22 protein-coding genes are annotated in these 25,725 nt (G+C 58.4%); 16 read left to right on the top strand and 6 right to left on the bottom strand.

What is annotated here, in order from left to right; all coding sequences use genetic code 11:
• The first annotated feature begins 83 nt into the window (after positions 1–83).
• From RBH71_RS01295 to RBH71_RS01260, 8 genes are all read left to right on the top strand, one after another.
• Positions 84–593, top strand: a complete 510-nt coding sequence (locus RBH71_RS01295; protein ID WP_111801386.1) for an RNA polymerase sigma factor — start codon at positions 84–86, stop codon at positions 591–593.
• A gap of 86 nt (positions 594–679) precedes the next feature.
• Complete coding sequence (locus RBH71_RS01290) at positions 680–1,615, top strand: FecR family protein (RefSeq protein ID WP_038497313.1); 936 nt, start codon at positions 680–682, stop codon at positions 1,613–1,615.
• A 119-nt stretch (positions 1,616–1,734) separates the two neighbouring features.
• Positions 1,735–4,194: a TonB-dependent siderophore receptor gene (locus RBH71_RS01285; RefSeq protein ID WP_323686999.1), complete on the top strand. Its 2,460-nt coding sequence runs from the start codon at positions 1,735–1,737 to the stop codon at positions 4,192–4,194.
• 156 nt (positions 4,195–4,350) lie between these two features.
• Positions 4,351–5,175: an iron-siderophore ABC transporter substrate-binding protein gene (locus tag RBH71_RS01280; protein WP_323686998.1), complete on the top strand. Its 825-nt coding sequence runs from the start codon at positions 4,351–4,353 to the stop codon at positions 5,173–5,175.
• Between the two features lie 2 nt (positions 5,176–5,177).
• Complete coding sequence (locus RBH71_RS01275; RefSeq protein ID WP_323686997.1) at positions 5,178–5,981, top strand: siderophore-interacting protein; 804 nt, start codon at positions 5,178–5,180, stop codon at positions 5,979–5,981.
• On the top strand, positions 5,978–7,063 hold the full coding sequence (locus RBH71_RS01270) for a FecCD family ABC transporter permease (protein WP_111803274.1): 1,086 nt from the start codon (positions 5,978–5,980) through the stop codon (positions 7,061–7,063). The genes RBH71_RS01275 and RBH71_RS01270 overlap by 4 nt, the downstream gene beginning before the upstream one ends.
• On the top strand, positions 7,060–8,166 hold the full coding sequence (locus RBH71_RS01265) for a FecCD family ABC transporter permease (RefSeq protein ID WP_323686996.1): 1,107 nt from the start codon (positions 7,060–7,062) through the stop codon (positions 8,164–8,166). The genes RBH71_RS01270 and RBH71_RS01265 overlap by 4 nt, the downstream gene beginning before the upstream one ends.
• The gene (locus RBH71_RS01260; protein ID WP_111803275.1) at positions 8,163–8,966 is read left to right on the top strand and encodes an ABC transporter ATP-binding protein; all 804 of its coding nucleotides are present in this window, start codon (positions 8,163–8,165) and stop codon (positions 8,964–8,966) included. Before RBH71_RS01265 ends, RBH71_RS01260 begins: the two co-directional genes overlap by 4 nt.
• Before the next feature lie 313 nt (positions 8,967–9,279).
• On the opposite strand, the gene RBH71_RS01255 is transcribed toward RBH71_RS01260, so the two are convergent.
• Together RBH71_RS01255 and RBH71_RS01250 are read right to left on the bottom strand one after the other, a co-directional pair.
• Positions 9,280–9,903, bottom strand: a complete 624-nt coding sequence (locus RBH71_RS01255; protein WP_111801381.1) for a hypothetical protein — start codon at positions 9,901–9,903, stop codon at positions 9,280–9,282.
• Positions 9,904–10,196: 293 nt separating this feature from the next.
• Positions 10,197–10,925 carry a DeoR/GlpR family DNA-binding transcription regulator gene (locus tag RBH71_RS01250; protein WP_323687081.1) on the bottom strand — a complete coding sequence of 243 codons (729 nt, stop codon included), beginning with the start codon at positions 10,923–10,925 and terminating at the stop codon, positions 10,197–10,199.
• Positions 10,926–11,262: 337 nt separating this feature from the next.
• Here RBH71_RS01250 and RBH71_RS01245 point away from each other — a divergent pair, with 337 nt between their 5' ends.
• From RBH71_RS01245 to RBH71_RS01210, 8 genes are all read left to right on the top strand, one after another.
• Positions 11,263–12,309, top strand: coding sequence for an autoinducer 2 ABC transporter substrate-binding protein (locus RBH71_RS01245; protein ID WP_003517012.1), 1,047 nt, complete (start codon positions 11,263–11,265; stop codon positions 12,307–12,309).
• Positions 12,310–12,381: 72 nt separating this feature from the next.
• Entirely contained in the window at positions 12,382–13,881 is a 1,500-nt protein-coding gene (locus tag RBH71_RS01240; protein WP_111803276.1) for a sugar ABC transporter ATP-binding protein, read from the top strand.
• A 13-nt stretch (positions 13,882–13,894) separates the two neighbouring features.
• The gene (locus tag RBH71_RS01235) at positions 13,895–14,872 is read left to right on the top strand and encodes an ABC transporter permease (protein ID WP_003517007.1); all 978 of its coding nucleotides are present in this window, start codon (positions 13,895–13,897) and stop codon (positions 14,870–14,872) included.
• Positions 14,873–14,886: 14 nt separating this feature from the next.
• The gene (locus RBH71_RS01230; protein ID WP_003517006.1) at positions 14,887–15,885 is read left to right on the top strand and encodes an ABC transporter permease; all 999 of its coding nucleotides are present in this window, start codon (positions 14,887–14,889) and stop codon (positions 15,883–15,885) included.
• A gap of 4 nt (positions 15,886–15,889) precedes the next feature.
• Positions 15,890–16,972: an aldose 1-epimerase family protein gene (locus tag RBH71_RS01225; RefSeq protein ID WP_038497577.1), complete on the top strand. Its 1,083-nt coding sequence runs from the start codon at positions 15,890–15,892 to the stop codon at positions 16,970–16,972.
• A gap of 25 nt (positions 16,973–16,997) precedes the next feature.
• Positions 16,998–17,936: a ribokinase gene (rbsK, locus tag RBH71_RS01220; protein WP_003517003.1), complete on the top strand. Its 939-nt coding sequence runs from the start codon at positions 16,998–17,000 to the stop codon at positions 17,934–17,936.
• A 19-nt stretch (positions 17,937–17,955) separates the two neighbouring features.
• Positions 17,956–18,915 carry a deoxyribose-phosphate aldolase gene (gene deoC, locus RBH71_RS01215; protein ID WP_035252508.1) on the top strand — a complete coding sequence of 320 codons (960 nt, stop codon included), beginning with the start codon at positions 17,956–17,958 and terminating at the stop codon, positions 18,913–18,915.
• 11 nt (positions 18,916–18,926) lie between these two features.
• Positions 18,927–21,323 (top strand): aldehyde dehydrogenase family protein, encoded by a 2,397-nt coding sequence (locus RBH71_RS01210; protein ID WP_323686995.1) that lies wholly within the window; start codon positions 18,927–18,929, stop codon positions 21,321–21,323.
• Between the two features lie 361 nt (positions 21,324–21,684).
• Here the strand turns inward: RBH71_RS01210 and RBH71_RS01205 are convergent, their stop codons facing one another.
• The 4 genes from RBH71_RS01205 to urtD form a co-directional block, all read right to left on the bottom strand.
• Positions 21,685–22,335, bottom strand: coding sequence for a LysE family translocator (locus tag RBH71_RS01205; protein WP_111783818.1), 651 nt, complete (start codon positions 22,333–22,335; stop codon positions 21,685–21,687).
• Positions 22,336–22,504: 169 nt separating this feature from the next.
• Positions 22,505–24,256, bottom strand: a complete 1,752-nt coding sequence (locus RBH71_RS01200; RefSeq protein ID WP_323686994.1) for a nitrilase-related carbon-nitrogen hydrolase — start codon at positions 24,254–24,256, stop codon at positions 22,505–22,507.
• Between the two features lie 24 nt (positions 24,257–24,280).
• The gene (gene urtE / locus RBH71_RS01195) at positions 24,281–24,976 is read right to left on the bottom strand and encodes an urea ABC transporter ATP-binding subunit UrtE (RefSeq protein WP_111783819.1); all 696 of its coding nucleotides are present in this window, start codon (positions 24,974–24,976) and stop codon (positions 24,281–24,283) included.
• Positions 24,976–25,725 carry an urea ABC transporter ATP-binding protein UrtD gene (urtD, locus tag RBH71_RS01190; protein WP_013637550.1) on the bottom strand — a complete coding sequence of 250 codons (750 nt, stop codon included), beginning with the start codon at positions 25,723–25,725 and terminating at the stop codon, positions 24,976–24,978. The genes urtE and urtD overlap by 1 nt, the downstream gene beginning before the upstream one ends.

The raw sequence follows: 25,725 nt of genomic DNA, 5'->3' as shown, positions 1-25,725 counted from the left end.
AGTTTTCTTCTCTACTATTGCCAGCAGTCCGGCGAACCGGTATTGCGTCGAAAACAGATTTTGGGCGGGCAAGGAGCGAAGGGATGGCAAGTTACGACGACGAGCTTATGGCCGCATTTTCGCGCAATGAACGCCGGATCAAACGTTACCTCATCAGCAGAACCCTTTCGCAAGCAGACAGCGACGATCTCGCTCAGGAAGCTTGGATCAAGCTTGCCCGTAATGGCGCGGCTGCGTTAGCCGCGCCCGTTCCCTATCTGATGCGGATCGCACGTACCCTTGCGGTCGATCACGACCGCGGGCAAAAACGCAAACTCACCTCCAACGATATTGACGTTCTCATGTCTGTCGCCGACGAACAGCCGGGACCGGAGAAACAGTTCGAAGACCGGGATCAGGTGCGCTGCCTGATGCAGATCATCGGTGAACTCCCAGAGCGCCAGCGCAAAATGCTGGTTGCTTGCCGCCTCGAGCAGCACCGTCATGCCGATATTGCTGCGGAATTTGGGGTGTCGATCCGCACGGTCGAGCTGGAAGTCCGCAAGGCAGTCGACTATTGCAGGGAGCGGCTCGAGACAATAAATCGGGCCTGAGGCTTCGGCTTTTCATTTTTCAATCGTTGATAGTTTTAGAAACAGGTATACGCAACATCCTGTCACGAACGCGTAGAAGGGAGCGGATGTTGGACGAGAATTTCGAAGCTCTCAGGCGCGAAGCGACAGCCTGGATCGTCCGCATCACATCCGGTACGGCAACCACCGAAGATGCCGAAGCGCTGCTACGCTGGCGCTCGCGCAGCGCCGCTCACGAGCAAGCCTTCCAGCAGTCGGCACGGCTGTGGAAAAATCTCGGATCAGCGCTTGGTGAGACCAAGAATACATCTGCCCCGGCTGTCACGCGGCGATCCTTCCTCGCGGCTGGAAGTCTTGCAGCCGGTGCGGCGGGCGTGGGGATCGTCTTGTCAGAGCTCGGATTTCTGCCGTCCGTTGATGCCGTACTTGCTGATTACGCCACCGGGGTCGGCGAACAGCGAACGGTTGAACTCCTCGATGGATCGACGGCCACGCTCGATGGTGGCACGACCCTTTCCCTCGACTACACCCCATCAACCCGGCACCTGGTGCTAACATCAGGAGCGGCGGTCTTCGATGTGGTCCACGACGCCACGCGGCCCTTTGTGGTGACCGCCGCCAACGGTGACACAACGGCAATTGGGACGTCGTTTTCGGTCAAGCATGGCGAGGAGGATGTCTCTGTGGAGTGTCTTCAGGGACATATCACCGTACAATGTCTGGTCGATAGTCAGCTCACCGGCGGCGAAGGCATCAGCTATTCTCGGGTTGGGCTCGGTGAGAGAGTGGCAACCGATCTTGAGACGGCCGCGGCGTGGCGGCGGGGCCTGCTGATTTTCAAGGACCGGCCGCTCGCAGACGTTGTGTCGGACCTCAATCGCCATCGTCGCGGAAAGGTGCTGATTGCAAGCAGCAATCTCCGCTCACGCCGGATGTCCGGGGTGTTTCATCTCAATCGTCCGGACGAAATCCTCGCGCATCTGGAAGAGACGTTGCGGGTTCGCCCCGTCAGTCTTGTCGGTGGAATTGTGCTGCTGCGGTAGCCGGAAATTTTCTTTAAAAAATCGACGGAAAAATTTCGTGTTTTCAAATTCGGATCGTTCTTCCTGCTAGAGGCCGCGCCAATGGATGGCACGGCGACGACTTGCATGGGGACATCGGGATGGGGCAGTTCAACGTCGGCAAGCACGGCCGTGAGGGCATGGCAATATACAAATGGCGGATTTCCCACATGTCTGCGTCCATTGCATTTGCGGCGCTCGCCATGACCTCGTCCGCGGTCTTCGCACAGCAAAGTGTGACCTATTCTATTCCTGCCGGCTCTCTTGAGCGCGGCCTGACACGGTTCGGTGCCGCGAGCGGCATCCAGATTCTCTACAACACTGCTGTCGCCAACGGACTGAACACCGCGGGCATTAGCGGTCCGCTTTCCCCAGAGGCAGCATTGCAGGGGCTTCTCGCCAATACGGGTCTGACATACCATTTTACCGGTCCAAAGAGTGTAACCGTCGCCAACGCGGCACAGGTTCCGGACGCGGTCACGGATGGAAGCGCGACAATACTACAGACGATTACGGTACAGGGCGCAGAGAGCGCCTACGGGCAGGTCGATGGGATTGTTGCCAGTCGGTCGGCAACAGGTACCAAAACCGACACGCCGTTGATTGAAGTTCCGCAATCGATTTCTGTCATCACCGCCGATGAAGTAAAGGCCCGGGGTGCTGAAACGATCAAGGAAGCGGTGAATTACACTGCAGGCGTCCATGTCGGCGGCAGCAGTGCCTCGACCCGTGCGTTTGACAACATCGAAATACGCGGCTTCGCGCCAACGCCTCTCTATCTCGACGGCACTTATCTGCCCTATATCGGCGATCTCGGCGGCTCACCACAGATTGACCCGTATCTTCTCGAGCGGATTGAAGTCCTGAAGGGACCATCCTCCGTCCTCTACGGTCAGAACTACCCCGGTGGCATGATTAACATGGTCAGCAAACGGCCGACGGACAAGCCATTCAATGAGGTTGTTGCCGGAACCGGTACGGACGGTCGGGCCTATGGTGCATTCGATTTTTCCGGCCCCGTACCTGATAACGATGCGTTCCTCTACCGGCTGACAGGCGTTGCGACCCGCACCGGGACGAACATAGACTACACCGAGGACGAGCGGTTCATGGTCGCGCCCTCATTCACGCTGAAACCGGACGAGGACACGACATTCACGTTCTTGTCGCACTATCAAAAGGACAACGGTGTCCCGGACTACCAGCCCTTGCCTTACATCGGAACGGTGAAGGCCGGGCCTTATGGAAGAATCGACCGTGATCTCTTCACCGGCGAGCCGGCCTACAACGGGTATGACAGGGAGCAGGCCGTACTTGGCTACGAATTCAAGCATCAGTTCAACGATGTATGGTCGATCCGCCACAACGCGAAATATATTTCGGTCGATGATTCCTACCGTACATTCTTCAGTGGTGGCTATGTAGAGACGGGCGGCGTGACGGACTATACGAAGATGAGACGCAACGCGATCGACTATTCTTCGAACAACCAGGTTTTCGCCACCGATACCAATCTCCAGGCCGAGCTCTCGACCGGCGAGGTTGAGCACACAGTCATCGTCGGCACCGACTACAAATGGTTCCGCAATGACTATACCGGCCGTTATGGCTTTGGCAACACGCCGCTGGATGTGTTCAATCCTGACTACGGATCTTACAAGGAGCCAACGGTCGGCGCCCGTTGGGACAACAAGATCAGCCAGCTGGGTCTTTATGCCCAGGATCAGATCAAATGGGACAATTGGATTTTAACGCTTGGCGGACGTTATGATTGGGCCTGGCAGACCGACAACGACATCCTCTCATCGACGGTAGGGAAAAAGACGGACACCGCCTTTACTGGCCGTGCGGGGCTCGTTTACCTCTTCGACAATGGCCTTGCGCCTTATGTCAGCTATGCCACTTCCTTCATGCCCTATTCTGGGTTCGACGGGCAGAACAACCCGTTCAAGCCCACGACCGGCGAACAGTGGGAAGTCGGAATGAAGTATGAGCCGGTCGGTTACGATGCTCTCATTACGCTCTCCGCGTTCGATTTGAAGCAACAGAATGTGCCTACCTATGATGAATTTACCTATCTTCCGGCGCAGACGGGCGAAATTCACGTCCAGGGTATCGAGATCGAAGGCAAGGCAACGGTGTTTGATAGCCTTGATCTGATTGCAGCCGCCTCCTACACGGATTCGGTCTATTCCAAGGCGGATGACGGAACACAGGGGAACAAGGTTCGTTTCATGCCTCCGGTCAACGTATCCCTTTGGGCCAAATACCGGATCGAAGATGGTCCGCTCGAAGGGCTCGGGTTTGGCGCCGGGGTGCGTCACTCAAGCAGCGGATATGGCGATGCAGCCAACAGCTTCAAGTATCCCGCCTACACGGTCGTGGATGCAGCATTGTCCTATGACTTTGGCAAACGGAATCCCAAGCTGGAAGGCCTGGAACTGAACGTAACCGCCCAAAACCTCTTCGACAAAACCTACGTGAGCGGGTGCAGCAATATCAACTCCTGTTTCTATGGAAAATCGCGGGCGGTCTATGCCAACCTGAGCTTCAAATGGTAAGTGAGAACGCTATTGTCCTCACCTCGTAAAATGGCAATCTTGCTGTTGTCAGTGCTGTTGTTCGTCGTCGGGCCTGTCCGGTCCGAGGACGGGTTTCCGCGAACAGTTCAGCATGCCCTTGGGACAACGGCGATACCGAGCGATCCGGAGCGGATCGTGACGTTGGGCTGGAGCGGCGAAGATGCGGTTCTTGCGCTTGGCAAGACGCCGGTGGGCATGCCGCGTTATCGCTTTTTCGAGAGCGGCATCTTTCCCTGGAACGAACAACGGCTGGACGGTATCCGGCCATATCTCTTCGAAGGCGACATCGATTATGAGGCGATCGCAGCGCTACGGCCGGACCTCATCCTCGGCATCTATTCGGGCGTGGATGATCTCGCCTACAAGCGGCTTTCCTCCATCGCGCCGACTGTTGTCTATCGCTCTGCGCCGTGGTCGGCCGACTGGAAGGAACAGACTGAAATGGTCGGGCAGGCACTCGGCAGAAGCGATCAGGCCAAAGCACTCATCGAAAAGACAGCATCCTCTCTCAACGCGATGGGCGACAGCTGGCCTGTCCTGCGTGGCAAGACATTTACCTTCGGGACCTATTTTCCCGGCGGGTCCGGCGTCGTCGTCTATCTGCCGGAGGATCCACGCGTTGCCGCCCTACTGGAACTGGGGCTTAAACCATCTGCGGGTATACTGGCGCTCTCCGCTGCCAATCCCGGCCAGGGCTCTGTCACTGTTGGCATGGAACAGGTCGATAGCCTGGACGCCGACATCCTGATCATGTGGTACGGCGAAGGTGCACGCATTGCGGCCGAGGCGCAGCCGCTGTTTATGCGGCTTCCGGCGGTCATGAGCAGTCGTTATGTGGCCTTGGAAGATCCTGTTTCCGTCTGGTCGACATCAGCCTTGAGCGTGTTGTCAATTCCCTATGGTTTTCCGAGGTTTTTGCCCCGTCTTGCCGAAGCGGCAGAGCGGGCGGGCAAGGAGTAATGATGTCCCACGATAATGATCACGAACCCTACGTGGAAGATTATTTCTTCTGCGAGGTGACTGCTGTTACACAACTGACGCCATCGATGATCCGGGTCGCCCTGCAGGTCGAGGGCGGTGAGCGGTTGATATCGACCGGTCACCCCGACGAATGGGTGCGGCTTGCTTTGCGGCCTGATCCCCACACACCGGTGACGCTGCCGGTCTTGATGAGCAATGGGGAATGGGGCCGGCCGGATGGTTCGCAGCATTGCCCGAACCGACCCTATACAGTCCGCCGCTGGGATGCGGAGCGCAGGGAGATGCTGATCGATCTTGTCGCCCACGCAGGTGGCGTTGCCGCCAGCTGGGCGATGGGCGCCAAGGTGGGCGACGTCGTCGGCATCTGCAATCCGGAAGGCCGTTTCGAGCCGCCGGAAGATACGGACTGGATGCTGCTTGTCACCGACATCACGGGGCTTCCGGCAGTCGGTCGGATTTTGGAGGAACTGGACACGGATGAGCGCGCCATCGTGCATGTCGAGATTCCATCGGCTGCCGACCGCCAGGTGATCAAAAGTGACGGCGACGTTTCGATCAACTGGTACGAGACCCATGGTCCGAGAGCCGACCGTGGCGGCTATACGCAGCTGCCGCAGATCGCCTCGGCGATCGACACCTTGCCGGAGGGACCGGGCTATATCTACATCGCCGGCGAAGCACGGGCAGCCTCCGAATGCCGCAAACATTTTCGCGACCGGCTCGGCTTCGACAAGACGCGGATCGACGCGATCGGCTACTGGATTGAGGGGCAGGCGCGCGTATGACCACGCAAGCTGTGGATCAGACAGGTACCGGTCCAATCGGCAGACCGCCTGCAGTAAACCCGTCAGGCGGGCATGCCTGGCGATTACGGTCGCGGCTGCCCTTACTGTTTGCTCTGTCCACAACCATCCTGATCCTGCTGTGTATCGCGAGCCTCCTGACGGGTCCACGCGCCGTTGCGCCCTCGACCGGCTTCGATGCGCTGTTCGCCTATGACCCGGCATCTGCGGAACACATCATTATCCGCGATTACCGTCTGCCGCGAACGTTGCTTGGCCTCTTGTGTGGTGCGGCGTTCGGCGTCTCCGGGGCGTTGATCCAAGCTGTTACTCGCAATCCGCTCGCCGATCCCGGTATCCTCGGTGTAAATGCGGGCGCTGCCTTCTTCGTGACACTGGCAGTTGGCCTGTTAGGCTTCCACGCGATCTCCAGCTATCTCTGGTTTGCGTTTCTCGGCGCAATTGCCGTGGCGCTAGTGGTCTACGCGGTCGGATCGTGCGGGCGCGATGGGGCGAGCCCGGCGCGGCTCGTTCTGTCCGGTGTTGCGCTCTCCGCCGTGCTCGGTGGCATCGGTTCTGCGATCACGCTGCTTGATCCTCGCGCCTTCGACGGTCTGCGGGTCTGGTCAATCGGCTCGCTTTCCGGACGCAATATGGACGTCGTGCTGACGGTGGCGCCGTTCATCATCTGCGGGCTCGTCCTCTCGCTCTGCGTGGCACCATCCCTCAATGCCGTCGCCTTGGGTGATGATCCCTCCCGCGCTCTTGGGGTCAATCTGGTGCGCACCCGCATCCTCGTGGTAATCGCCGTGACTCTTCTGGCGGGCGCTGCGACGGCAGCCGCAGGGCCGATCGGATTTGTCGGGCTGATGGTTCCGCATGTGGTACGATGGCTCAGCGGACCCGATCAGCGATGGATCATCGCCTTCACCGTCCTTTGTTCGCCTATTCTTCTTTTGACCGCCGATATTGCCGGGCGGCTGGTGCTGTTTCCCGGCGAACTGGAAGCCGGGATCGTCACAGCTTTCGTCGGGGCGCCGGTGCTGATCGCTTTGGCCCGGCGCCAGCGGGCGAGTGGCCTATGAGCGGACATCGCCATAATCCTTCCAAGACCGGTGCTCATCGCATTCCTGTCTCAAGCTCCAGCCAAATCGACTTCGGCCATAGGATCGCCGTGCTCCGGCTGTTTGGGGGGCGGCTTTCGATGCGGCTCGATCCACGCAGCCTTGTTGCTGGTGTGATCCTTCTGTCGATAACAGTGATGATCGGGGCCGCATCGCTAGCAAGCGGAAAATTTCCGGTCCCGCTTGCCGATGTTTTCAGGGCGCTCCTCGGTACCGCTGACGATACGATGAAGATGATCGTGATGGAATGGCGACTACCGCGCCTGCTCCTTGCCTTTCTACTTGGCGCCGCTCTTGGTTTAAGCGGGGCGATCTTCCAGTCGCTGACGCGCAACCCGCTGGGATCGCCGGATATTATCGGGTTCTCCGCCGGCTCCTATACCGGCGCGCTGATTGTCATTTTCGTTGGTTCCGGCGGTTATTACGAGACTGCGGCGGGTGCCCTTGCCGGAGGCATCTTCACGGCAGCCGCTATCTATCTCCTGGCCTATCGGGGCGGTGCCCAGAGTTTCCGGCTGATCGTCATCGGCATCGGGATATCGGCTATGCTCAGTGCGCTGAATGCATGGATGATCCGCCAGGCCGATCTTAAGGTCGCCATGTCGGCGGCGATCTGGGCAGCGGGTTCGCTGAATGGTCTCGGTTTCGAACAGGTCCGGCCGGTCTTGCTGATGCTGGCGGCGATCATACCGCTTGTTCTGGTGATCACGCGGCCGATGCTGCAGCTGGAACTGGGCGACGAGACGGCAACGGCGTCCGGCATTCATGTAAACCGTCTCCGCCTGTTTCTGATAATCTGCGGTGTTGCGCTGACGGCAATCGTCACGGCAGCGGCTGGGCCGATCGCCTTCGTTTCTCTGGCCGCACCCCAGATTGCCCGGCGCCTATCCCGCTCGGCTGGCACCACGCTGATCCCGTCGGCGCTCACAGGTGGATTGCTGCTCATCGCCGCTGACTGGGTTGCCCAACATGCATTCGGTGTGCAGTTGCCGGTCGGCGTCATAACCGTCAGCCTCGGCGGGCTCTATTTTCTCTGGCTGCTGATCCGTGAGGCAAGACAATGACAGATCAGCTGGATACTCGAAGTGGAAGGCTTGAGGTTCACAATGCCACGCTGCGTTATAACCAACGGATCATCGCTGAGGATTTGTCTGTCGTGATTCCGGACGGTTCCTTCACCGTTATCGTTGGACCCAATGGCTGCGGCAAGTCCACGTTACTGCGTGCCCTGTCGCGGCTGCTAACACCTTCAGCTGGCGAGGTTATTCTCGACGGAAAGGCGCTCGCCAGCTACCCCGCCAAACAGCTTGCCCGCGCAGTTGGCCTCCTGCCACAGACCTCGATCGCCCCCGACGGCATCACCGTCGCTGAGCTTGTCGCTCGCGGTCGCTATCCGCATCAATCCCTCTTCCGGCAATGGTCGAGCGAGGATGAAGCGGCGGTCGCGTCGGCAATGGCCGCGACGCAGACGACGCAGCTTTCCAGCCGTCTTGTCGAGGAGCTTTCCGGCGGCCAGCGCCAGAGAGTGTGGATCGCCATGGTGCTGGCACAGGAAACACCGATCTTGCTCCTCGACGAGCCAACCACTTTCTTGGATATCGCCCATCAGGTTGACCTGCTTGATCTTTGTCAGGAGCTTAACGCGGCCGGTCGCACGATCATCGCCGTGCTGCACGATCTCAACCCTGCTTGCCGCTATGCCACCAATATCATCGCCATGAGGGATGGCGCCATCATCGCACATGGCCCTCCGCCCGCCATCATCACCGAACGGTTGGTTGAGGACGTCTTCGGCCTGCCCTGCATGATCATTCCCGATCCGGTTTCAGGCACACCGTTGATCGTCCCGAAAGCCAGGCGGTGACGGTTCGATTCTCTCCAGGCGAAGAAGCTACACCAGCTTCGGGTGTTCAATCGCTTGATAGCCGCCGGAACAAGCAGACGGCCTTGAAGTCGATGCGAAAGCTCCTGAAGGAGCAAATGCGTCACACCGCGTGTCATGATCACCGATAAGCTTAGATCCTACGACGCAGCACTGCTGATCATCGCAAACTGCCAAACCTCGCGATGAACACATGGCGCGAAATCGCCCTGTCAACCGCGGTATAAACCAGCCCCCACCGTGACCATCCCGTGCCCGAACTAAGTTAAGGCGATGCTATCCTGGCATGAAGCGCTCAACGAAGCAGTCCGTCCACGTCGAACTCCTCCCAGCCGCCGAGCTTCGAGGCCGGATCATCGGAAGACGTCGTTGGTCGCTTCGCAACCTTCTTCTTGAGCGACCGCGTCAGCTTCGCCTGATATGCCGCGCGCCGCCTCTTTTCGGCTTTCGCCTCTGCATCCTCCACCCGCCATTCGTCGACAACGCCACGGTCGAGAAGGTCTTCGACCACCTTGGGGTCAAAGACATGGAACGTGATCTGACGGGCGCGGCCATTCAGTCTAACGGTTCGCGTCCCCCCGCTCGGCAAGCGACCGTCGGCAAGCCAACGATGCCGCTCGCTCGTCTTGATAGTCAGGATGTCCTCGATTTCGCGCGGGATTACCGGCAGTGTATCGGCCTCCGTCACCACTTTTGTGACGATGGTCGCCGCTGCATTGAAGGCGGACTTTTCACTGGCCGCCATCGACAGTGTGAGATCTACTCCTTCGAGTGAGATCAACTTCTTTACACTAGCGGGCAGCCTTGCCTGTATTTCTTGAAGCACGCCTTTGGCGCGAACGGCCGACCCCATTGTCACGGTAGCCGGCAGAGTCCATGTCCTGATTAGTTCGATGTGATGTTTTTCATGCTTCGGCATTTGGCACAGATGGTATTTCAACGCGTTCAAGTCAAACAGCTAATTGATAGCACTCGTTCACTCGGCCAACTTGCTACGAGGCATGAAGGATAAGTCTGATGAACATCAGCCGATCTTTCCTCTCCCTTCGTATTGCTGAAATCTTTCATCAAGCTGCGCAGGAATGGTGTAGCAGCAGGGGCGTTCTGCCGGCTTTCTGGCCAGACTGCAGTGAAGTTCGCCCTCTTGGGGCGAAAGATATCGCTGAGCTCTCTCTCCCGTGGCTTATTGGGAGCCCTCGTTGTCGGTTTGTCTCAAGCCCAGGGTGAAGGCTGATCTGCAATAACTGAGTTGAAGTCGCCTATGGCAGCGTAACGCGCGGCTCGCACCTTTCTGAATTTGCTGCTGTCCACCACCAGATGCTTTTGAACCGAGCGTTGCATAACCATCTGCTTGATCGGCACTTCATGAAAATGGGAGCAGGTGACGCCATGCTGTTCGTCCACGCCACCGGCAGACAAAAATGCCTTGTTGATATTGATGCGCTTCAGCACCTCGATACCCTCATCACCCGAAAACGAAGCCGCTTCCGGATGATAGACCCCCCCGAGCATGATCAGGCGGACATCGGTTCTGCTCGCCAGCTCCTCTGCAACATTGAGGGAATAGCAGATGACCGTGACATGGGCGTTTGCCGGAATTTGCCGCGCCAGGTGCGGCATCGTCGTTCCGCAATCGATGAATACAGTGTCATATGGTTCGATTAGAGCTGCCGCCTGCGTGCAGGCGCGCGCCTTGGCAGTTGCATGGCTGTCCTTCTCCTGCTCGAGCACATAGTCGCTGCTGATGGCGCCATCCTGAACCGGAATAATGTAGCCGCCAAGACAGCTAAGCCGCTGACCGTCGGCGGCAATGTCGCGGCGAATGGTAATTTCGGATACGCCAAGCCGGGACGCTGCGTCCCGCAGCCTCAGGACACCCGTTTCCTGAACCAGTCCGGCCAGTGCGTCCAACCTGGCATTGTGTGCACTTATTCTGGTCACCTTATCTCCGCTTTCGGTTTGTCCCAGCGCTTCATATTTCGGTGTTAGTTTCCTTGCAATCGCCCTCTCTACGCTTGACAGAAGAACAACAAACATGAAACGATCGAAACATAATGATCGGATTGTATCATAATAGTTCGCATTATCGGGAGAGGAAGACAACAGGTTTCTGGATCACATCGTGGTCCATCTACCGGGGCGTGGGAAGCCTTTTCCGGGAGATTGAGGAGGCGTCGGACGCGTGAGGAGCGGATACCGGCGTTAGGGATCTACCATTGTCGGGTGCTGCGACTGGAATAGGTCCGGCACAGTGCAGTTTCAAAGGGAGGAGTTATCCGTGAACAAGATTTTCGCAACCATCGCGCTTGCTGCCACGCTTTCGGCGTCGGCTGTCTTTGCGCAGAGCGCCGTCGATACATCGAAGGTCAACAAGGAATTGATCACCGCGGCGAGTGGCAAGAAATACACCATTGCGACCGTCGTGAAGGTGGATGGCATCGCGTGGTTTGACCGCATGCGCGATGGCGTCGAGCAGTTCAAGGGCGATACCGGAAACGATGTCTGGATGGTTGGCCCAAGTCAGGCCGATGCCGCCGCGCAGGTACAGATTGTTGAAAATCTCATCGCGCAGGGCGTTGACGCCATCGCCATCGTGCCGTTCTCGGTGGAAGCGGTGGAACCGGTGCTCAAGAAAGCCCGCGATCGCGGCATTGTCGTCATCAGCCATGAGGCTTCCAATATCCAGAACGTCGATTTCGACATCGAAGCCTTCGACAACAAGGCCTATGGCGCGAACCTGATGAAGGAGCTCGGCAAATCCATGGGCGGCAAGGGCAAATATGTCGCCACCGTTGGCAGTCTGACGTCCAAGTCGCAGATGGAATGGATCGATGGCGCCGTCGAGTACCAGAAGGCCAACTTCCCGGAAATGTCGCAGGCGACCGAGCGGCTGGAAACCTATGACGACGCCAATACCGACTATACCAAACTCAAGGAAGCGATGACCGCCTATCCTGATATCACCGGGATTCTCGGCGCGCCGATGCCGACATCGGCAGGCGCGGGTCGCCTGATCGCCGAAGGCGGTCTGTCGGGCAAGGTCTTCTTCTCGGGCACGGGCCTGGTTTCCGTTGCCGGCGAATACATCAAGAACGATAACATCCAGTACATTCAGTTCTGGGATCCGGCCGTTGCCGGTTATGCCATGAACATGTTGGCTGTCGCGGTTCTCGAGAAGAAGAACGAGCAGATCAAGGCCGGCCTGAATATGGGCCTGCCCGGTTACGAAAGCCTGCTGGTTCCTGACGCCTCCAAGCCACATCTGCTCTATGGCGCAGGTTGGGTCGGCGTGACCAAAGAAAACATGGACAAGTACGACTTCTGATCCGCACCACGGGGGGAGGGGGCAACCCTCTCTCCTTACACCCCGTGTTTTCCAGCCTTGCACGAGGCCATTATGACTGAAAATCTGATCGAGCTGCGCCATATCGGCAAGCGGTTTGGCGGCGTGAAGGCGCTCGACGACGTGTCGCTGAGCATTCGCCCGGGAGAAATCCATTGCCTTGCCGGTGAAAACGGTTCCGGTAAATCCACCGTCATCAAAATCATGTCTGGGGTCTACACGCCCGAGGACGGCGAGATTCTGATCGACGGGAACCCTGTTGGCAAACTCGATCCGGTAAAATCCGTTCACCACGGTATTCAGGTGATCTATCAGGATTTTTCGCTGTTCGGTAACCTGACGGTCGCCGAAAACCTGGCGATCAATACCTTCCTGATGGAAGGCCGCAAAACGGTCGACTGGCGACAGGTTCGTCAGCTGGCTCGAAAGGCGTTGGACCGCCTCGGCGTGAGCATCGATCTTGATGCGGATGTCGAAAGCCTGCCCACGTCGGGCAAGCAGATCGTGGCGATCGCCCGCGCTCTCATGGCCGATGCGCGCCTGATCATCATGGATGAGCCGACGACCGCGCTAACGCGCCACGAGGTCGATGCCCTGTTCAAGATCGTGCGCGATATTCAGGCGCAGGGCATTGCCGTTCTCTTTGTCAGCCACAAGATGCGCGAGATGCTCGAAATCAGCGAGCGCCTGACCGTTTTCCGCAACGGCAAGAAGGTTGCCGAAGGACCGATTGCCGAATTCGACGAGCCGGCAATCACACGCGCGATGACGGGGCAGGAACTGACCGCCCACAGCTACCAGTGGGCTCCTCGGGAGGGCGCCGACATGCCGGTGCTGGAAGTGCGCAATCTCTCGGTTCCGGGTTCGGTGGAAAATGCCGACCTGACGCTTAGGCCTGGCGAAATCGTCGGTATTTCGGGCTTGATCGGTTCGGGTCGTACCGAACTTGCACTGGCGCTGTTTGGCATGCGCCCTGACTTTACAGGTTCAGTGCGCCTTGCAGGCCGCGAGGTTCACCCGAGGACCGTTCAGGAAGGTATTGCCTGCGGTGTCGCCTATGTGCCGGAGGACCGCCTGACCGAGGGCCTGTTCCTGACACAATCGATCGAGCGCAATATCATTGTCACGTCGATTGAGAAATTTGTCCGTGGTCTCTTCATCAATCGTAAAAAGGCCGACGAAACGACCCGCGATATGTTCTCGGCCATGCAGATCGTGGCGCCGGGACCGCACACGCCGGTCAACCATCTGTCCGGCGGCAACGCACAGCGCGTGGTTCTGGCCCGCTGGCTGCTGACGGGCGCCAAAGTGCTGATCCTGAACGGCCCGACCGTCGGTGTCGATGTTGGTTCCAAAGCACAGATTCATAACATCATCCGCAAACTGGCCGAAAAGGAAGGCCTGTCCGTGCTGATGATTTCCGACGATGTCCCGGAACTGGTGCAGAACTGCAATCGCGTGGTGGTTATGCACCGCGGCCGTTTCGTTGACGAATTGTCCGGAGAAGGCATGACCGAAGACGCCGTTAATGACCGGCTCAAGACGCTGAATTGAGGGGCCGCAAAACATGAAATTCTTCAGAAGCACAGAGTTTATTATAGCCGGCGTCTTGCTGGCGGCCATGGTCATTATTGGTACTATCAACCCGGCATTCTGGTCGCTGGACAACATTTTCGGGCTGCTGCGTTCCAATGTCGTGATCGGCATTATGGCGCTCGGCGTCCTGCTGGTAATGATTTCCGGCGGTATCGATGTTTCGTTCACGGCCTTTGCCATTGCAGCGATGTATCTGACTGTGCGCGCCATGGTCTATCTCGGTTATGACGGCGTGCTCGTTCCCTTCGTTGCGGCAACGCTGATTGGCCTGGCTCTTGGTGCGTTCAACGGTTTCATTATCCACCGTTTTAGGATGATCCCGCTGATCGTGACGCTTGGAACCGGATCGATCGTGCGCGGTCTGGTTCTCGGCCTCGTCGGCACCAGCATCGTCAACATCAACAAGATGCCAAAGGAACTGATCGGGTTCGGCAAAACCGACGTCATCTCGCTGACGTCGGCAACGGGATCGACTTTCGGCCTGACCGCGATGTTTGTGGTCTATATGGGTCTGGCATTGGTTATCCATCTCGTCCTCACCTACACCATGATCGGGCGCAGTGTTTATGCCTATGGCGGCTCGCCCGAAGCGGCCAAGCGCGTTGGCTTCAATACGGGCGCGACGATCTTCTTTGTCTATTGCGTTGCCGGTGCGCTGGCAGGTTTCTCAGGGCTGCTGCACTCATCGATGATCTGGCTTGCCAACCCGCGTGACTTTGTCGGTCTCGAACTCGACGTGATAGCGGCCGTGGTTCTGGGCGGGGCATCGATCTTTGGAGGACGCGGCACGGTTCTCGGCACCTTGATGGGCGTGTTCATGCTGGTGATGGTCAAAAACTCACTGATCATCATGAAGGTGGACACCACTTGGCAGCGCGTCGTTGTCGGCCTGATCATCATCGTCGCCACCGCCATCACCGCATGGCGCGATCGCAAAAGCATAGCGTAACGGGAGAGCGCATCATGAAAAATTCGTTCGATATGCGCCGGCTTCTCGGCAACGACAACAACATCCTTCAGCTCCTTGTGATCACCGTCATCGTCTTCGCGCTGATGACCTGGATGAACCCCGGCAAGTTCCTGAATTATTACAACTTCGAGTCCATCAGCTATATCATGCCCGAACTGGGGATCCTCTCCATCGCCATGATGATCGCCATGCTGACCGGCGGCATCGATCTTTCCGTGGTGGGGATTGCCAATCTGGCGGGTATCATCGCCGGCGTCTATTTCCATTCCACCATGGTTCAGGCAGGGCAATCCTCTACGTCGGGCATGGTGTTCTACACCGGTCTTGGCATCCTGCTCGCCATGGCAGTCGGCTTGCTGGCCGGTTTGGTCAACGGCCTGCTGGTCGCTAAACTGCGCATTACGCCAATCCTTGCGACGCTTGGCACAGGCCAGGTCTTGATGGGACTGGCACTGGTGATGACCGGCGGGCCGGCAATCGTCGGTTTTCCCGATGCATGGAACTGGATCGGTAACGGTAAAATCTTCGGCATCGCGACTCCGTTCCTGCTGTTCGTCGCCGTGTGCATAATCGTGGCTATCCTGCTGACGCGCTCGACGCTTGGCATCAACCTGATGCTGATCGGGACCAATCCGCGGGCAGCGGTGTTTGCCGGTATCCGCAAAGATCGCATGATGCTGTATTCCTACATGCTGACCGGCGTTCTGGCGTCACTGGCGGGGATCATTCTGTCCGGCCGAACCAACGCAGCGAAATCCGACTACGGTGCGTCCTATCTGTTGCAGGCGGTGCTGATCGCGGTACTTGGCGGCACCAATCCCGCAGGCGGAAAGGGGCGGGTTCTTGGCATCGCCATCGCGCTGATCGCCCTCATGCTGCTTTCCTCCGGCTTCCAGATGATGCGGTTCTCCAACCACCTTATCGACTTCATCTGGGGGGCATTCCTCATTCTCGTCATCGCCATCAATGCGTGGCGCAACCCCGGCAGGTGATCTCATGCAGGCGACGGAATTTCATCTCCGCAGGCAGGACTTTACAGACGTCCCGCATCTTCTGGCGGCAACGGGCGGGTTGCAGATTACAGCCTTCCGGTATCCTACCGGCATCGAGGCGCTGCAGTTAGACAATCGCCACGGCCGGATCGTTATCTTGCCCTTCATGGGTCAGATGATCTGGAGCGTGGCGTTCAACGGCGTCGACCTGACCATGGGAAGCCGCTTTGCCATGCCACGACCGGCAGGTTCAATCGTCGAGACCTATGGGTGTTTTGCATTCCACAGTGGCATGCTGCGCAATGGTTGCCCGTCGCCGCAGGACAATCACCCCCTGCATGGTGAAATGCCCTGTGCCGCCATGGACAAGGCCGGTTTTGTCGTCGGCCACGACGCGCGCGGCGCCTATGTTCGGGTAACAGGCGAAGTTGAATATGTCATGGGCTTCGGCGCCAATTATCTCGCCCGCCCCAGCGTGACTTTGCACGCTGAAGACACGCTTTTTGACATGGTCATGGATATCCAGAACCTGTCATCAGCGCCCATGGACCTCATGTATATGTGCCATGTGAACTTTGCTTATGCCGAGGGTGCACGCATCGTTCAGCCCGTGCCGTATACGCCGGAGCAGGTGAAGGTGCGCACGGCCGTGCCCGGCCATGTGACGCCAAACCCCGATTATCTTTCCCTGCTGGAGACGCTGGCAAAGCAGCCTTCAGCCATGGAAGTGCTTAACGAGCCGCAACGTTACGACCCCGAACAGGTGTTTTACATTAACGGCCTGCCGACGGACGGCGAGGGGCTTACGCATCTGATGATGCAGCGGCGTGAGGGCGATGGCTTCGCCATCTCCTATCCGCTTGCCGCCTTCCCGAAGACGGTGCGCTGGATCCTGGTCAATGGGGATTCGCAAGTTGCCGCATTTGCCCTGCCGTCGACCTGCGAGCCGGAGGGCTATCTGGCGGAGAAGGCCAAGAACAACGTGCAGAGCCTGGCACCGGGCGAACGCAGGGCGTTTCCGGTACGGCTCGGCTATCTCGATTGCGCTGCCGCCGATCAGTTCGGCGCCAGGATCAGCGCCCTTTGAAACAGGATATCCAGGGAATTTCGGCATGAGCAAGAAAATCGGGGTCGTAGGCTCCAACATGGTCGACCTTATCACCTATGTGAACCGTATGCCCGGACCGGGCGAGACGCTCGAAGCTCCCGCCTTCGAAATGGGTTGCGGCGGCAAGGGCGCCAATCAGGCGGTGGCTGCGGCGCGTCTTGGCGCTGATGTCATGATGGTCACCCGGGTCGGTGACGATGTCTTCGGCGACAATACCATTCGCAATCTCGAGAGCTTCGGCGTGGATACGCGTCACGTGGTGAAGGTTGCCGGCAAGTCCAGTGGCGTCGCGCCGATTTTCGTCGAGCAGTCGGGCGAGAATTCGATCCTCATCGTCAAGGGCGCCAATGCCGATCTTCTGCCGGCAGAGGTCGACAAGGCGGCCGCCGATCTGAAACAGTGCGGTCTGATCCTCATGCAGATGGAAGTGCCGGTTGAGACAGTCTATCACACCATCGAACTTGCGGCCCAAAACGGTATCGAGACGATCCTCAATCCTGCGCCCGCCGCTGCCAATCTCGATCCGGAGCGTATTCGCCAGGTAACGTTCCTCGTTCCGAACGAGAGCGAGCTGGCATTACTGTCCGGCTTGCCGACCGAGACCGACGAAGCAATCATCACTGCCGCCCGTTCCCTGATCGCACGCGGTATCCGTACCGTCATCGTGACGCTGGGCGGACGTGGCGCGCGCGTAATTACGTCAGATGAGATCGTCAATATCGAGCCCGTCAAGGTAACGCCGAAAGACACCACCGGCGCTGGCGACGCCTTTATTGGCTCCTTTGCTCGCTTTTATGCCGAAACGGGAGAGGTCGTGTCCTCACTGAAGAAGGCATCTCTCTATGCGGCGCATTCCATCACCCGTCCCGGAACACAGAAGGCCTACGCCAGCATCGAAGAGTTCGAGGCATTCTGCCGCGAACATGACCATGCCGCAGCCTGACCAGAAGAATGGACAGAAAATGAGCGAAGCATTCCCCAGAAACAACGGCACGGCTCTCAAACCGGAATGGTTTGAAGATGTATCGGTCAATCGCAGTGCCTCTGAACGGCGGGCAGCAACAATCACCACCCGGCGCTCGGTCAAGAAGGAATATCAGGTTGCCTGGCAGATCAAGGCGATTACCTGCATCGATCTGACAACGCTGTCCGGCGACGACACGCCCGGTCGTGTGCGCCGCCTGTGTGCGAAAGCGCGACGCCCGGTTCGGGACGACATTCTCGAGGCACTCGGTCTTGCGGACGCCGGTATCACAACCGGTGCCGTCTGCGTCTATCCGACCATGGTGCCCCATGCCGTCAAGGCACTGGAAGGCACGACTATTCCGGTCGCATCGGTGGCGACGGGCTTTCCCTCCGGCCTAACTCCGCTACCGCAGCGGCTGGCAGAAATCCGCTATGCCGTCGAGCAGGGCGCTAAGGAGATCGATATCGTTATTACTCGCGAGTTCGTTCTGACGCAGAACTGGCCAGCACTTTATGATGAGATCGCCGCGATGCGTGAAGCCTGTGGCGACGCCCATATGAAGGCTATCCTGGCGACGGGTGATCTCAATACGCTGACCAATGTCTATCGCGCCTCGATGGTGGCGATGCAGGCGGGGTCGGACTTCATCAAGACCTCGACCGGCAAAGAGGAGGTCAACGCCACTCTGCCGGTCAGTCTCACCATGGTGCGCGCGCTGCGCGACTACGGCGAACTGACTGGCCAGATGGTCGGCTTCAAGCCTGCAGGCGGGTTGAAGACAGCGAAGGACGCGTTGTCATGGCTGACGCTGATGAAGGAGGAGCTGGGCAATCGCTGGTTGGAACCGGACCTGTTCCGCATCGGCGCCAGCTCGATGCTTGGCGATATCGAGCGCCAGCTCGAACATTTCGTAACCGGTCGCTATTCCAGCGCTCACCATCACGCTGCCGCATAAGGACTGAAAAAATGCGACCCATCAAGGACATTTTGGAAACCATGGAATATGGACCTTCTCCCGAGGCCAATGGTGATGTGAAACAGTGGCTCGACGCGCATGGACGCTCGTTTGGACATTATATCAACGGCCGGTTCGTTTCTCCGGAGGGCCGCGAGACCATTTCCGTGTCAAACCCCGCAAACGGGGATAAGCTGGCGGAAATCATTCGCGGCAATGAGGAAGACGTCGATCAGGCGGTCAAGGCCGCCCGCACGGCCTTCGCAAAATGGTCGAAGCTGTCGGGTCACGAGCGCGCTCGTTACCTCTATGCCATTGCCCGACATGTACAGAAGCGCGAGCGCTTCCTGTCCGTTCTGGAAACGATGGATAACGGCAAGCCGGTTCGCGAAACACGCGATATCGACATCCCACTCGTCGCCCGCCATTTTTACCATCACGCCGGATGGGCCGAAATGGTGGAAGACGAGTTCCGTGGTTTCTCGCCGGTCGGTGTTTGCGGTCAGGTGATCCCGTGGAATTTCCCTCTGCTGATGTTGGCCTGGAAGATTGCGCCGGCGCTTGCTGCCGGCAATACCGTGGTACTTAAGCCTGCAGACCTGACACCGCTGACCGCTGTCGCCTTTGCGGAAATCTGCCACGAGGTCGGCCTTCCCGCCGGTGTCGTCAACATCGTGCAGGGCGATGGCTCGACAGGCGCTGCAATCTGCGGCCATGACGGCGTCGACAAGGTTGCCTTCACCGGCTCCACCAAGGTCGGTCGCGTTATTCGCGAGCAGATTGCCGGTTCGGGCAAAAAGCTGTCGCTGGAACTGGGCGGCAAGTCACCATTCATCGTTTTCGAGGATGCAGATCTCGATGCGGCGGTTGAAGGTGTTGTTGACGCGATCTGGTTCAATCAGGGCGAAGTCTGCTGCGCCGGTTCCCGCCTGCTGGTGCAGGAAGGTATTGCCGATAAATTTTATGCACGGCTGAAAAAGCGGTTGGAAACCCTGCGGGTCGGCGATCCGCTCGACAAGTCGACCGATGTCGGCGCGATTGTTTCGGCCACGCAGGTGAAACGCATTACGGATCTGGTACGCAAGGGCGTGGAAGAGGGCGGTGAACTCTGGCAGAGTTCCAACCCGTTGCCGGCCATCGGCAATTTCGTCGCTCCCGGCTTCTTCACCGAAGTCGATCAGGCATCGACGGTTTGCCAGGTGGAAATCTTTGGCCCGATCGCTGCGGCGACCACTTTCCGCACGCCGGATGAAGCCGTTTCGCTGGCCAACAATACCCGTTACGGCCTCGCCGCCTCCATCTGGTCGGAAAACATCAATGTCGCGCTTGATCTGGCCGCCCGCGTCAAGGCAGGCGTGGTCTGGATCAACTGCACCAACATGCTCGATGCCGGCGCAGGTTTTGGCGGCTACCGCGAAAGTGGCTTCGGTCGCGAAGGTGCGCGCGAGGGGCTTTACGAATATCTGGCGGCAGACTGGGAAAAGAGCCTGCCGGTCACAAAGCCCGCTGAAGCCTTCACGCCATCTGCATTGCCGAACGCTGACAGCAAGATGGCGATCGATGGCCTTGATCGAACCATGAAGAACTATATCGGCGGCAAGCAAGCCCGCCCCGACGGTGGCTACAGTTATTCGGTGACCGGCAAGGGCAACACCGTGATTGGCATGGCCGGAATAGGCAGCCGCAAGGACATCCGCAATGCTGTGGAAGCAGCGTCCAAGGCAGGCAGCTGGAGTTCCGCAACCGCCCATAACCGTGCTCAAGTGCTCTATTATCTTGCAGAGAACCTCGATGCACGGCGTGACGAATTTGTCGCCCGCATCATCGATAGCACCGGTGTCAGCGAAAAGAAGGCGAAGGACGAAGTCGACGCATCTCTGCGCCGCATTTCCTATTATGCCGCCCAGGCAGACAAGTTCGATGGCGCCGTGCACTCCACCAAGTCACGTCACGTCACGCTTGCCATGAACGAGCCCTGGGGCATCGTCGGGATCGTTTGCCCCGATGAGGCACCCCTCCTGTCGTTGGTGTCGCTGGTGCTGCCTGCAATCGCCATGGGCAATCGCGTTGTGGTGGTCCCGTCGTCTCGCCATCCATTGATTGCCGGTGATTTCTACCAGGTGCTGGACACGTCGGATATGCCCGACGGGGTCATCAACATTGTGACCGGCGAAAGCGATCTGCTTGCAAAGACACTGGCCGAGCATGATGACGTTGCGGCTGTCTGGTATTTCGGCTCGACCGAGGGAAGCGCGATGGTCGAGCGGGCTTCTGCGGGCAACCTGAAGGCCACCTGGGTCAATAATGGCCGTCAGCCCGATTGGCTAAATCGCACCGAAGCGCAGGGTCGTGATTATCTGCGCAGAGCGATCCAGGTGAAGAACATTTGGGTGCCATACGGAGCCTGACCGGCATCGTGCACGGGCGACAACTGACAAGATGGCTTACGGAGGCCAACGGTCTCCGTAGGTTTTTTTGAATTATATTAATTGCTGCAACCGCATCTTTGCCCTGTTGGTCAACCTGGAAACGTCATTGACGCAACTTCTTGGTTTCGAGCGAAACGAGCAAGCTAATGACCGGTTGAAAACCGCCGATTAAGTAAGGATAGCTCAGGGCCTTGGCGCCGCTCTGGCGCCACAGCCAATCGCGGCTTGCTACGAAATCTCATTTGAAAGCGTCGCCGACAAAAAATCGAACACAAGGGACGCCTCGTTGTCTCCAATAGGTTAGCCGTTCAGGGCGACTCCCAAGGTGCAACAGGATGGTCTATTTCTTTTGATTGCCAGCGAATGCGGCCGTCAAGCCAAGGCCGATATAGACGAAACCACTCACCCAGCGTTCAGCCTTCAGGTACGCGGGACTGCGCTTCAGCCACTTGCCGGCCGTGCCGGCGGCAAGTGCGTAAGAGCTGTCCGTGAGAACGCCAATCGCTGTGTAAACAAGCCCGAGAAAAGCGATCTGCATAGCCACATGGCCACGGTTGACCTCTACGAACTGCGGCAAGAAAGCCAGAAAGAATAGTGCGGTCTTCGGATTGAGGAGATTAACGATAAAGCCCTCACGAAAGAGGCGCATGCGGCTCCGTGCGGGTAAATCGCCCTCGACGCCGGGAATATCCGAGGGGCCAAAAAGTTTTTTGAGGCCAAGCCAGATCAGATAGGCCGCGCCGGCATACTTTACGACGCTGAAGGCGAGCGCGGATGATGCCAGGAGCGCCGACAACCCTACAGCCGCGGCGGCGACATGCACAAGCGTGGCCGTATGGATGCCAAGGATTGAAACGAGCCCCGCAGAGCGACCCTGCTCGACCGAGCGCGCGAAGATGTAGAGAACTGCCGGTCCCGGCACGAGAAGCAGCACCAGTGTGGCGCTGACGAACAGGCTGAGATTTGTTGCGCTGGGAATTACCAAATCCATGATTGTCTTGCCCCGTTTTATATTGCACGAACGATAGCATTGGGCTTGCTCCAATGCCATATCGTCGTCTGCGGCTTGACACTTTTATAGTTTCACATCGCGCCGGTTCCTGGTTCGGGGCTCACATGAGCCGATATGACCTGAAACACGTCGACGTTGTGCCGCCTTTTTACTGATGCCATTTGACGAGAGGCTGATAGTGATGCGGCTGACGCATGACGACAAGGTCTTTTCGCCGGACGATGTTCGTCGGATATGGCGTGTCGAGATTGGTGGTATCGACAGCCGCAGCGGCAATCCCCTCCTCATCCAGGATCGCCGATTCCTGACGTGGAAAAGCAAAGGAATCCGGCCCGAATACCGCACTCTTGCCCAGATAACCCTTTTCCTGGTCCAGCACATTGGCGAAGGCGAAATAGACGTTGTTTTCGCCGCCGCGAACGCGAAGCGCATGCCAGTGGTAGGGATCGGCGCCCTTTGGGATCGGATAGTTGTGCGGGATTTTCGTACCGCCATGGCTGCCGGTGAAGGTGCCGGCGATCGCCGAAGGGCAGGCAACAAGATCGCATCCCATGAGTGAAAGCGAACGGATGGCTTCCGGATAAAGCGCGTCGTGGCCAATCGCCAGGCCCACCCGGCCAATGGCAAGGTCGTAGATTTTCCATTCGTCGCCGGCCGTTGCCCAACTGTCGGCGACGCCTAGATGCGTCTTGCGATAGCTGCCCACCAGCCCCTCCGGCCCTGCAAGGACCACGCTGTTATAGATCCTGTCTTCGTCCGCTTCGGCAAATCCGGCGACGATATAAAAGCCGAGCTTCATGGCCAGACGAACGAAGGCGGATACGGTTGGACCAGACAGCGGCTCCGCCCGCGTTTGCGGGGCCTCAAGTCCGGTCAGCGACAGTTCCGGGAACACCAGAATGTCCGGCGCCGTTGTTGCCTTAGCCTCGTTTGCGAGCCTTGTTATGTGGGCAATATTGTCTGCAATGACCGGGGTTGGCGCGAACTGGGCAACGGCTGCACGCGATCTGCGTCCGCGCGGGATTGGCTGATAGCCATAGAGGCGGAAATAATCGCCAGGGTTCCAGGTGAAACTGTTGGTCATCATGTTCATGTAGAGCTCGGGGCGGCGCGTCTTGAAGACCGGTTCGCTTAAGACCTCGCGGCGACGGGCACGGGCAAGATCGACCTTGCCATAGGCAATTCCGTCGCCTGTGTCGATGGATGCGGCAACTGTTCCGTCGGGCTCGATCAGGCAACTTCCCCCGGAAAACTGCACGGTTCTTTCCAGACCCCAACGATTACTTTCGATGACATAGCATGCATTTTCGAAGGCGCGGTTGATCCAGTAGGGAGCGGGCGCGCGCTCCTGCAGCCAGTTGGAGATGTGGCATATGATGTCGGCACCGGCCAGAGCCTCCAGCCGCGCCGTCTCGAAGAAGTGCAGATCCATGCACACCAGCATTGAAATACGTCCGATCTCCGTTTCGAAGACCTCGTGCACGATGTCGCCATTTGCGGCCCATTTTGGCTCGGCGATATAGGGATGCGACTTGCGGTGCCGACCAACGATGCCATCCGGACCGATCAGAACTGCCGTATTGTAATAGAGATCGCTCGCCGGATCGACTTCCGGCATGCCCACGACGATATAGCAGCGGTGTTTGCGGGCAATCGCCTGGAAAACATCGGTGGTCGGTCCGGGGATCGCCTCGACGAAGGGCTTCACCTCGGCCCTGTCGAACCAGCAATAGCCTGTCGTCCCCATTTCGGGGGTGACGATCAGGCGGGCGCCGGCCTGCGCCGCTTCCTCGCAAAGGGCGCTCAGCCGGCTGATATTGCGCGCCTTTTCGAACATGGTCGGTTCGAACTGGATAGCGGCGGCGGTGTAGCTTTGTGTCGGTGTCATGATTGTTCCCATTGTCTTATGAAAGGATGCGTTTTTTCAAACAGCCATATGCCTATGAACCAGCGCGTCGGAGAGCGCGTCGATGGCGCCGGCCGCGACCACACCTCCCTTCTCCAGCATGGCGAAGTGGTGAGAGGCATGCCGCGCAAATGCGACGTTCTGCTCGACGAGGATGATCGTCATGCCGATCTCGCGATTGAGCCGGATGATGATCTTTTCAATCTCCTCGACGATCGAGGGCTGGATACCTTCATTGGGTTCATCGAGAAGCAGTACCTTCGGATCCGCGGCCAGTGCGCGGGCGATGGCGAGCTGCTGTTGCTGGCCGCCCGAAAGCACACCGCCGGGCCGATCGAGGTTGGCCATCAGGTATGGAAAAAGCTCCGGCACCAGTGCCGGAATTTCGCGTTTGCGATCGGTGCGCGCAAAGGCGCCCATCAGGATGTTCTCGCGGATGGTGAAATCGGGAATGATCTCCCGGCCCTGGGGGACATAGGCGATCCCGGCCCGTGCCCTCATATGCGTCGAAGATGAGCCTATGTCTTTCCCCTGCAGATGCATCTCGCCCGTCATACGGTCGGTCAGCGCCATCAGGGTTTTCAACAGGGTCGTCTTGCCGGTACCGTTGCGGCCAAGAATGCTGGTTACCTTTCCCGCCGGGATATCAAGCGTGACGCCGTGCAGGATATGGCTGCGGCCGTAGTAGCTGTGTACGTTTTTCAATGCCAGCATCAGGATATTCCTTTCGAACCGAGATAGGCCTCGCGGACCTTCGGATTGCTCTCGATATCCCCGACGCTTCCTTCGGCGAGAACTTCTCCCAGATGCAGAACAGTGATGCGTTCGGCGATTTCACGGACGAACCCCATGTCGTGCTCGACGACGAGGATGGTGTGGCGGCCTTTGAGATTTTTGATGATCTGGGCCGTCTTGCGCGTTTCGGCCTGGGTCATGCCCGCCGTCGGCTCATCCAGCAGAACAACCTTGGGATCCTGGACGATGAGCATGCCCAGTTCCAGCCATTGCGTCTGGCCATGACTGAGATAAGCCGCAGTCACATTCTCCTCCGCTTCGAGGCCGGTGAGGGCGAGTACCTCATCGACGCGTTTGGCTTCGGCGCGCGAAAATCCAAACCGGAGATTGGCAAACACCGATGGATTGCGGCAATTGGCGACCTCCAGATTCTGCCGCACGGTGAGATCGCGAAAAATGCTGGGGATCTGGAATTTTCGACCGATCCCGGCGCGGGCGATCTTGTGTTCCGGCCAGTTGGTGATGTCTGTGTCGTAGACGAAGACCCTGCCTTTTGTGCTGCGGGTCTTGCCGCTGACCAGGTCCATCAAAGTTGTCTTTCCGGCGCCATTTGCGCCGAGCAAAACACGCAACTCGCCATCGCGAACGGTAATGCTGACATTGTTGACGGCTCTGAATCCGCCAAAATCGACGCTGAGACCGTCGATGGTCAATGCGATTGCACTCAT

It is taken from the genome of Rhizobium sp. AN68 (genome assembly GCF_030758035.1).
In the GTDB taxonomy this organism is placed as follows: Bacteria; Pseudomonadota; Alphaproteobacteria; order Rhizobiales; family Rhizobiaceae; genus Agrobacterium; species Agrobacterium tumefaciens.
This window is presented reverse-complemented; position numbering and strand designations above follow the sequence as displayed.

Bases quoted from the DNA above. Each gene is read 5' to 3' on its own strand.
- RBH71_RS01295 (WP_111801386.1), top strand. From the start codon at position 84: ATGGCAAGTTACGACGACGAGCTTATGGCCGCATTTTCGCGCAATGAA.
- RBH71_RS01290 (WP_038497313.1), top strand. From the start codon at position 680: ATGTTGGACGAGAATTTCGAAGCTCTCAGGCGCGAAGCGACAGCCTGG.
- RBH71_RS01285 (WP_323686999.1), top strand. From the start codon at position 1,735: ATGGGGCAGTTCAACGTCGGCAAGCACGGCCGTGAGGGCATGGCAATA.
- RBH71_RS01275 (WP_323686997.1), top strand. From the start codon at position 5,178: ATGTCCCACGATAATGATCACGAACCCTACGTGGAAGATTATTTCTTC.
- RBH71_RS01270 (WP_111803274.1), top strand. From the start codon at position 5,978: ATGACCACGCAAGCTGTGGATCAGACAGGTACCGGTCCAATCGGCAGA.
- RBH71_RS01265 (WP_323686996.1), top strand. From the start codon at position 7,060: ATGAGCGGACATCGCCATAATCCTTCCAAGACCGGTGCTCATCGCATT.
- RBH71_RS01260 (WP_111803275.1), top strand. From the start codon at position 8,163: ATGACAGATCAGCTGGATACTCGAAGTGGAAGGCTTGAGGTTCACAAT.
- RBH71_RS01255 (WP_111801381.1), bottom strand. From the start codon at position 9,903: ATGCCGAAGCATGAAAAACATCACATCGAACTAATCAGGACATGGACT.
- RBH71_RS01240 (WP_111803276.1), top strand. From the start codon at position 12,382: ATGACTGAAAATCTGATCGAGCTGCGCCATATCGGCAAGCGGTTTGGC.
- RBH71_RS01235 (WP_003517007.1), top strand. From the start codon at position 13,895: ATGAAATTCTTCAGAAGCACAGAGTTTATTATAGCCGGCGTCTTGCTG.
- RBH71_RS01230 (WP_003517006.1), top strand. From the start codon at position 14,887: ATGAAAAATTCGTTCGATATGCGCCGGCTTCTCGGCAACGACAACAAC.
- RBH71_RS01225 (WP_038497577.1), top strand. From the start codon at position 15,890: ATGCAGGCGACGGAATTTCATCTCCGCAGGCAGGACTTTACAGACGTC.
- rbsK (WP_003517003.1), top strand. From the start codon at position 16,998: ATGAGCAAGAAAATCGGGGTCGTAGGCTCCAACATGGTCGACCTTATC.
- deoC (WP_035252508.1), top strand. From the start codon at position 17,956: ATGAGCGAAGCATTCCCCAGAAACAACGGCACGGCTCTCAAACCGGAA.
- RBH71_RS01210 (WP_323686995.1), top strand. From the start codon at position 18,927: ATGCGACCCATCAAGGACATTTTGGAAACCATGGAATATGGACCTTCT.
- RBH71_RS01205 (WP_111783818.1), bottom strand. From the start codon at position 22,335: ATGGATTTGGTAATTCCCAGCGCAACAAATCTCAGCCTGTTCGTCAGC.
- RBH71_RS01200 (WP_323686994.1), bottom strand. From the start codon at position 24,256: ATGGGAACAATCATGACACCGACACAAAGCTACACCGCCGCCGCTATC.
- urtE (WP_111783819.1), bottom strand. From the start codon at position 24,976: ATGCTGGCATTGAAAAACGTACACAGCTACTACGGCCGCAGCCATATC.
- urtD (WP_013637550.1), bottom strand. From the start codon at position 25,725: ATGAGTGCAATCGCATTGACCATCGACGGTCTCAGCGTCGATTTTGGC.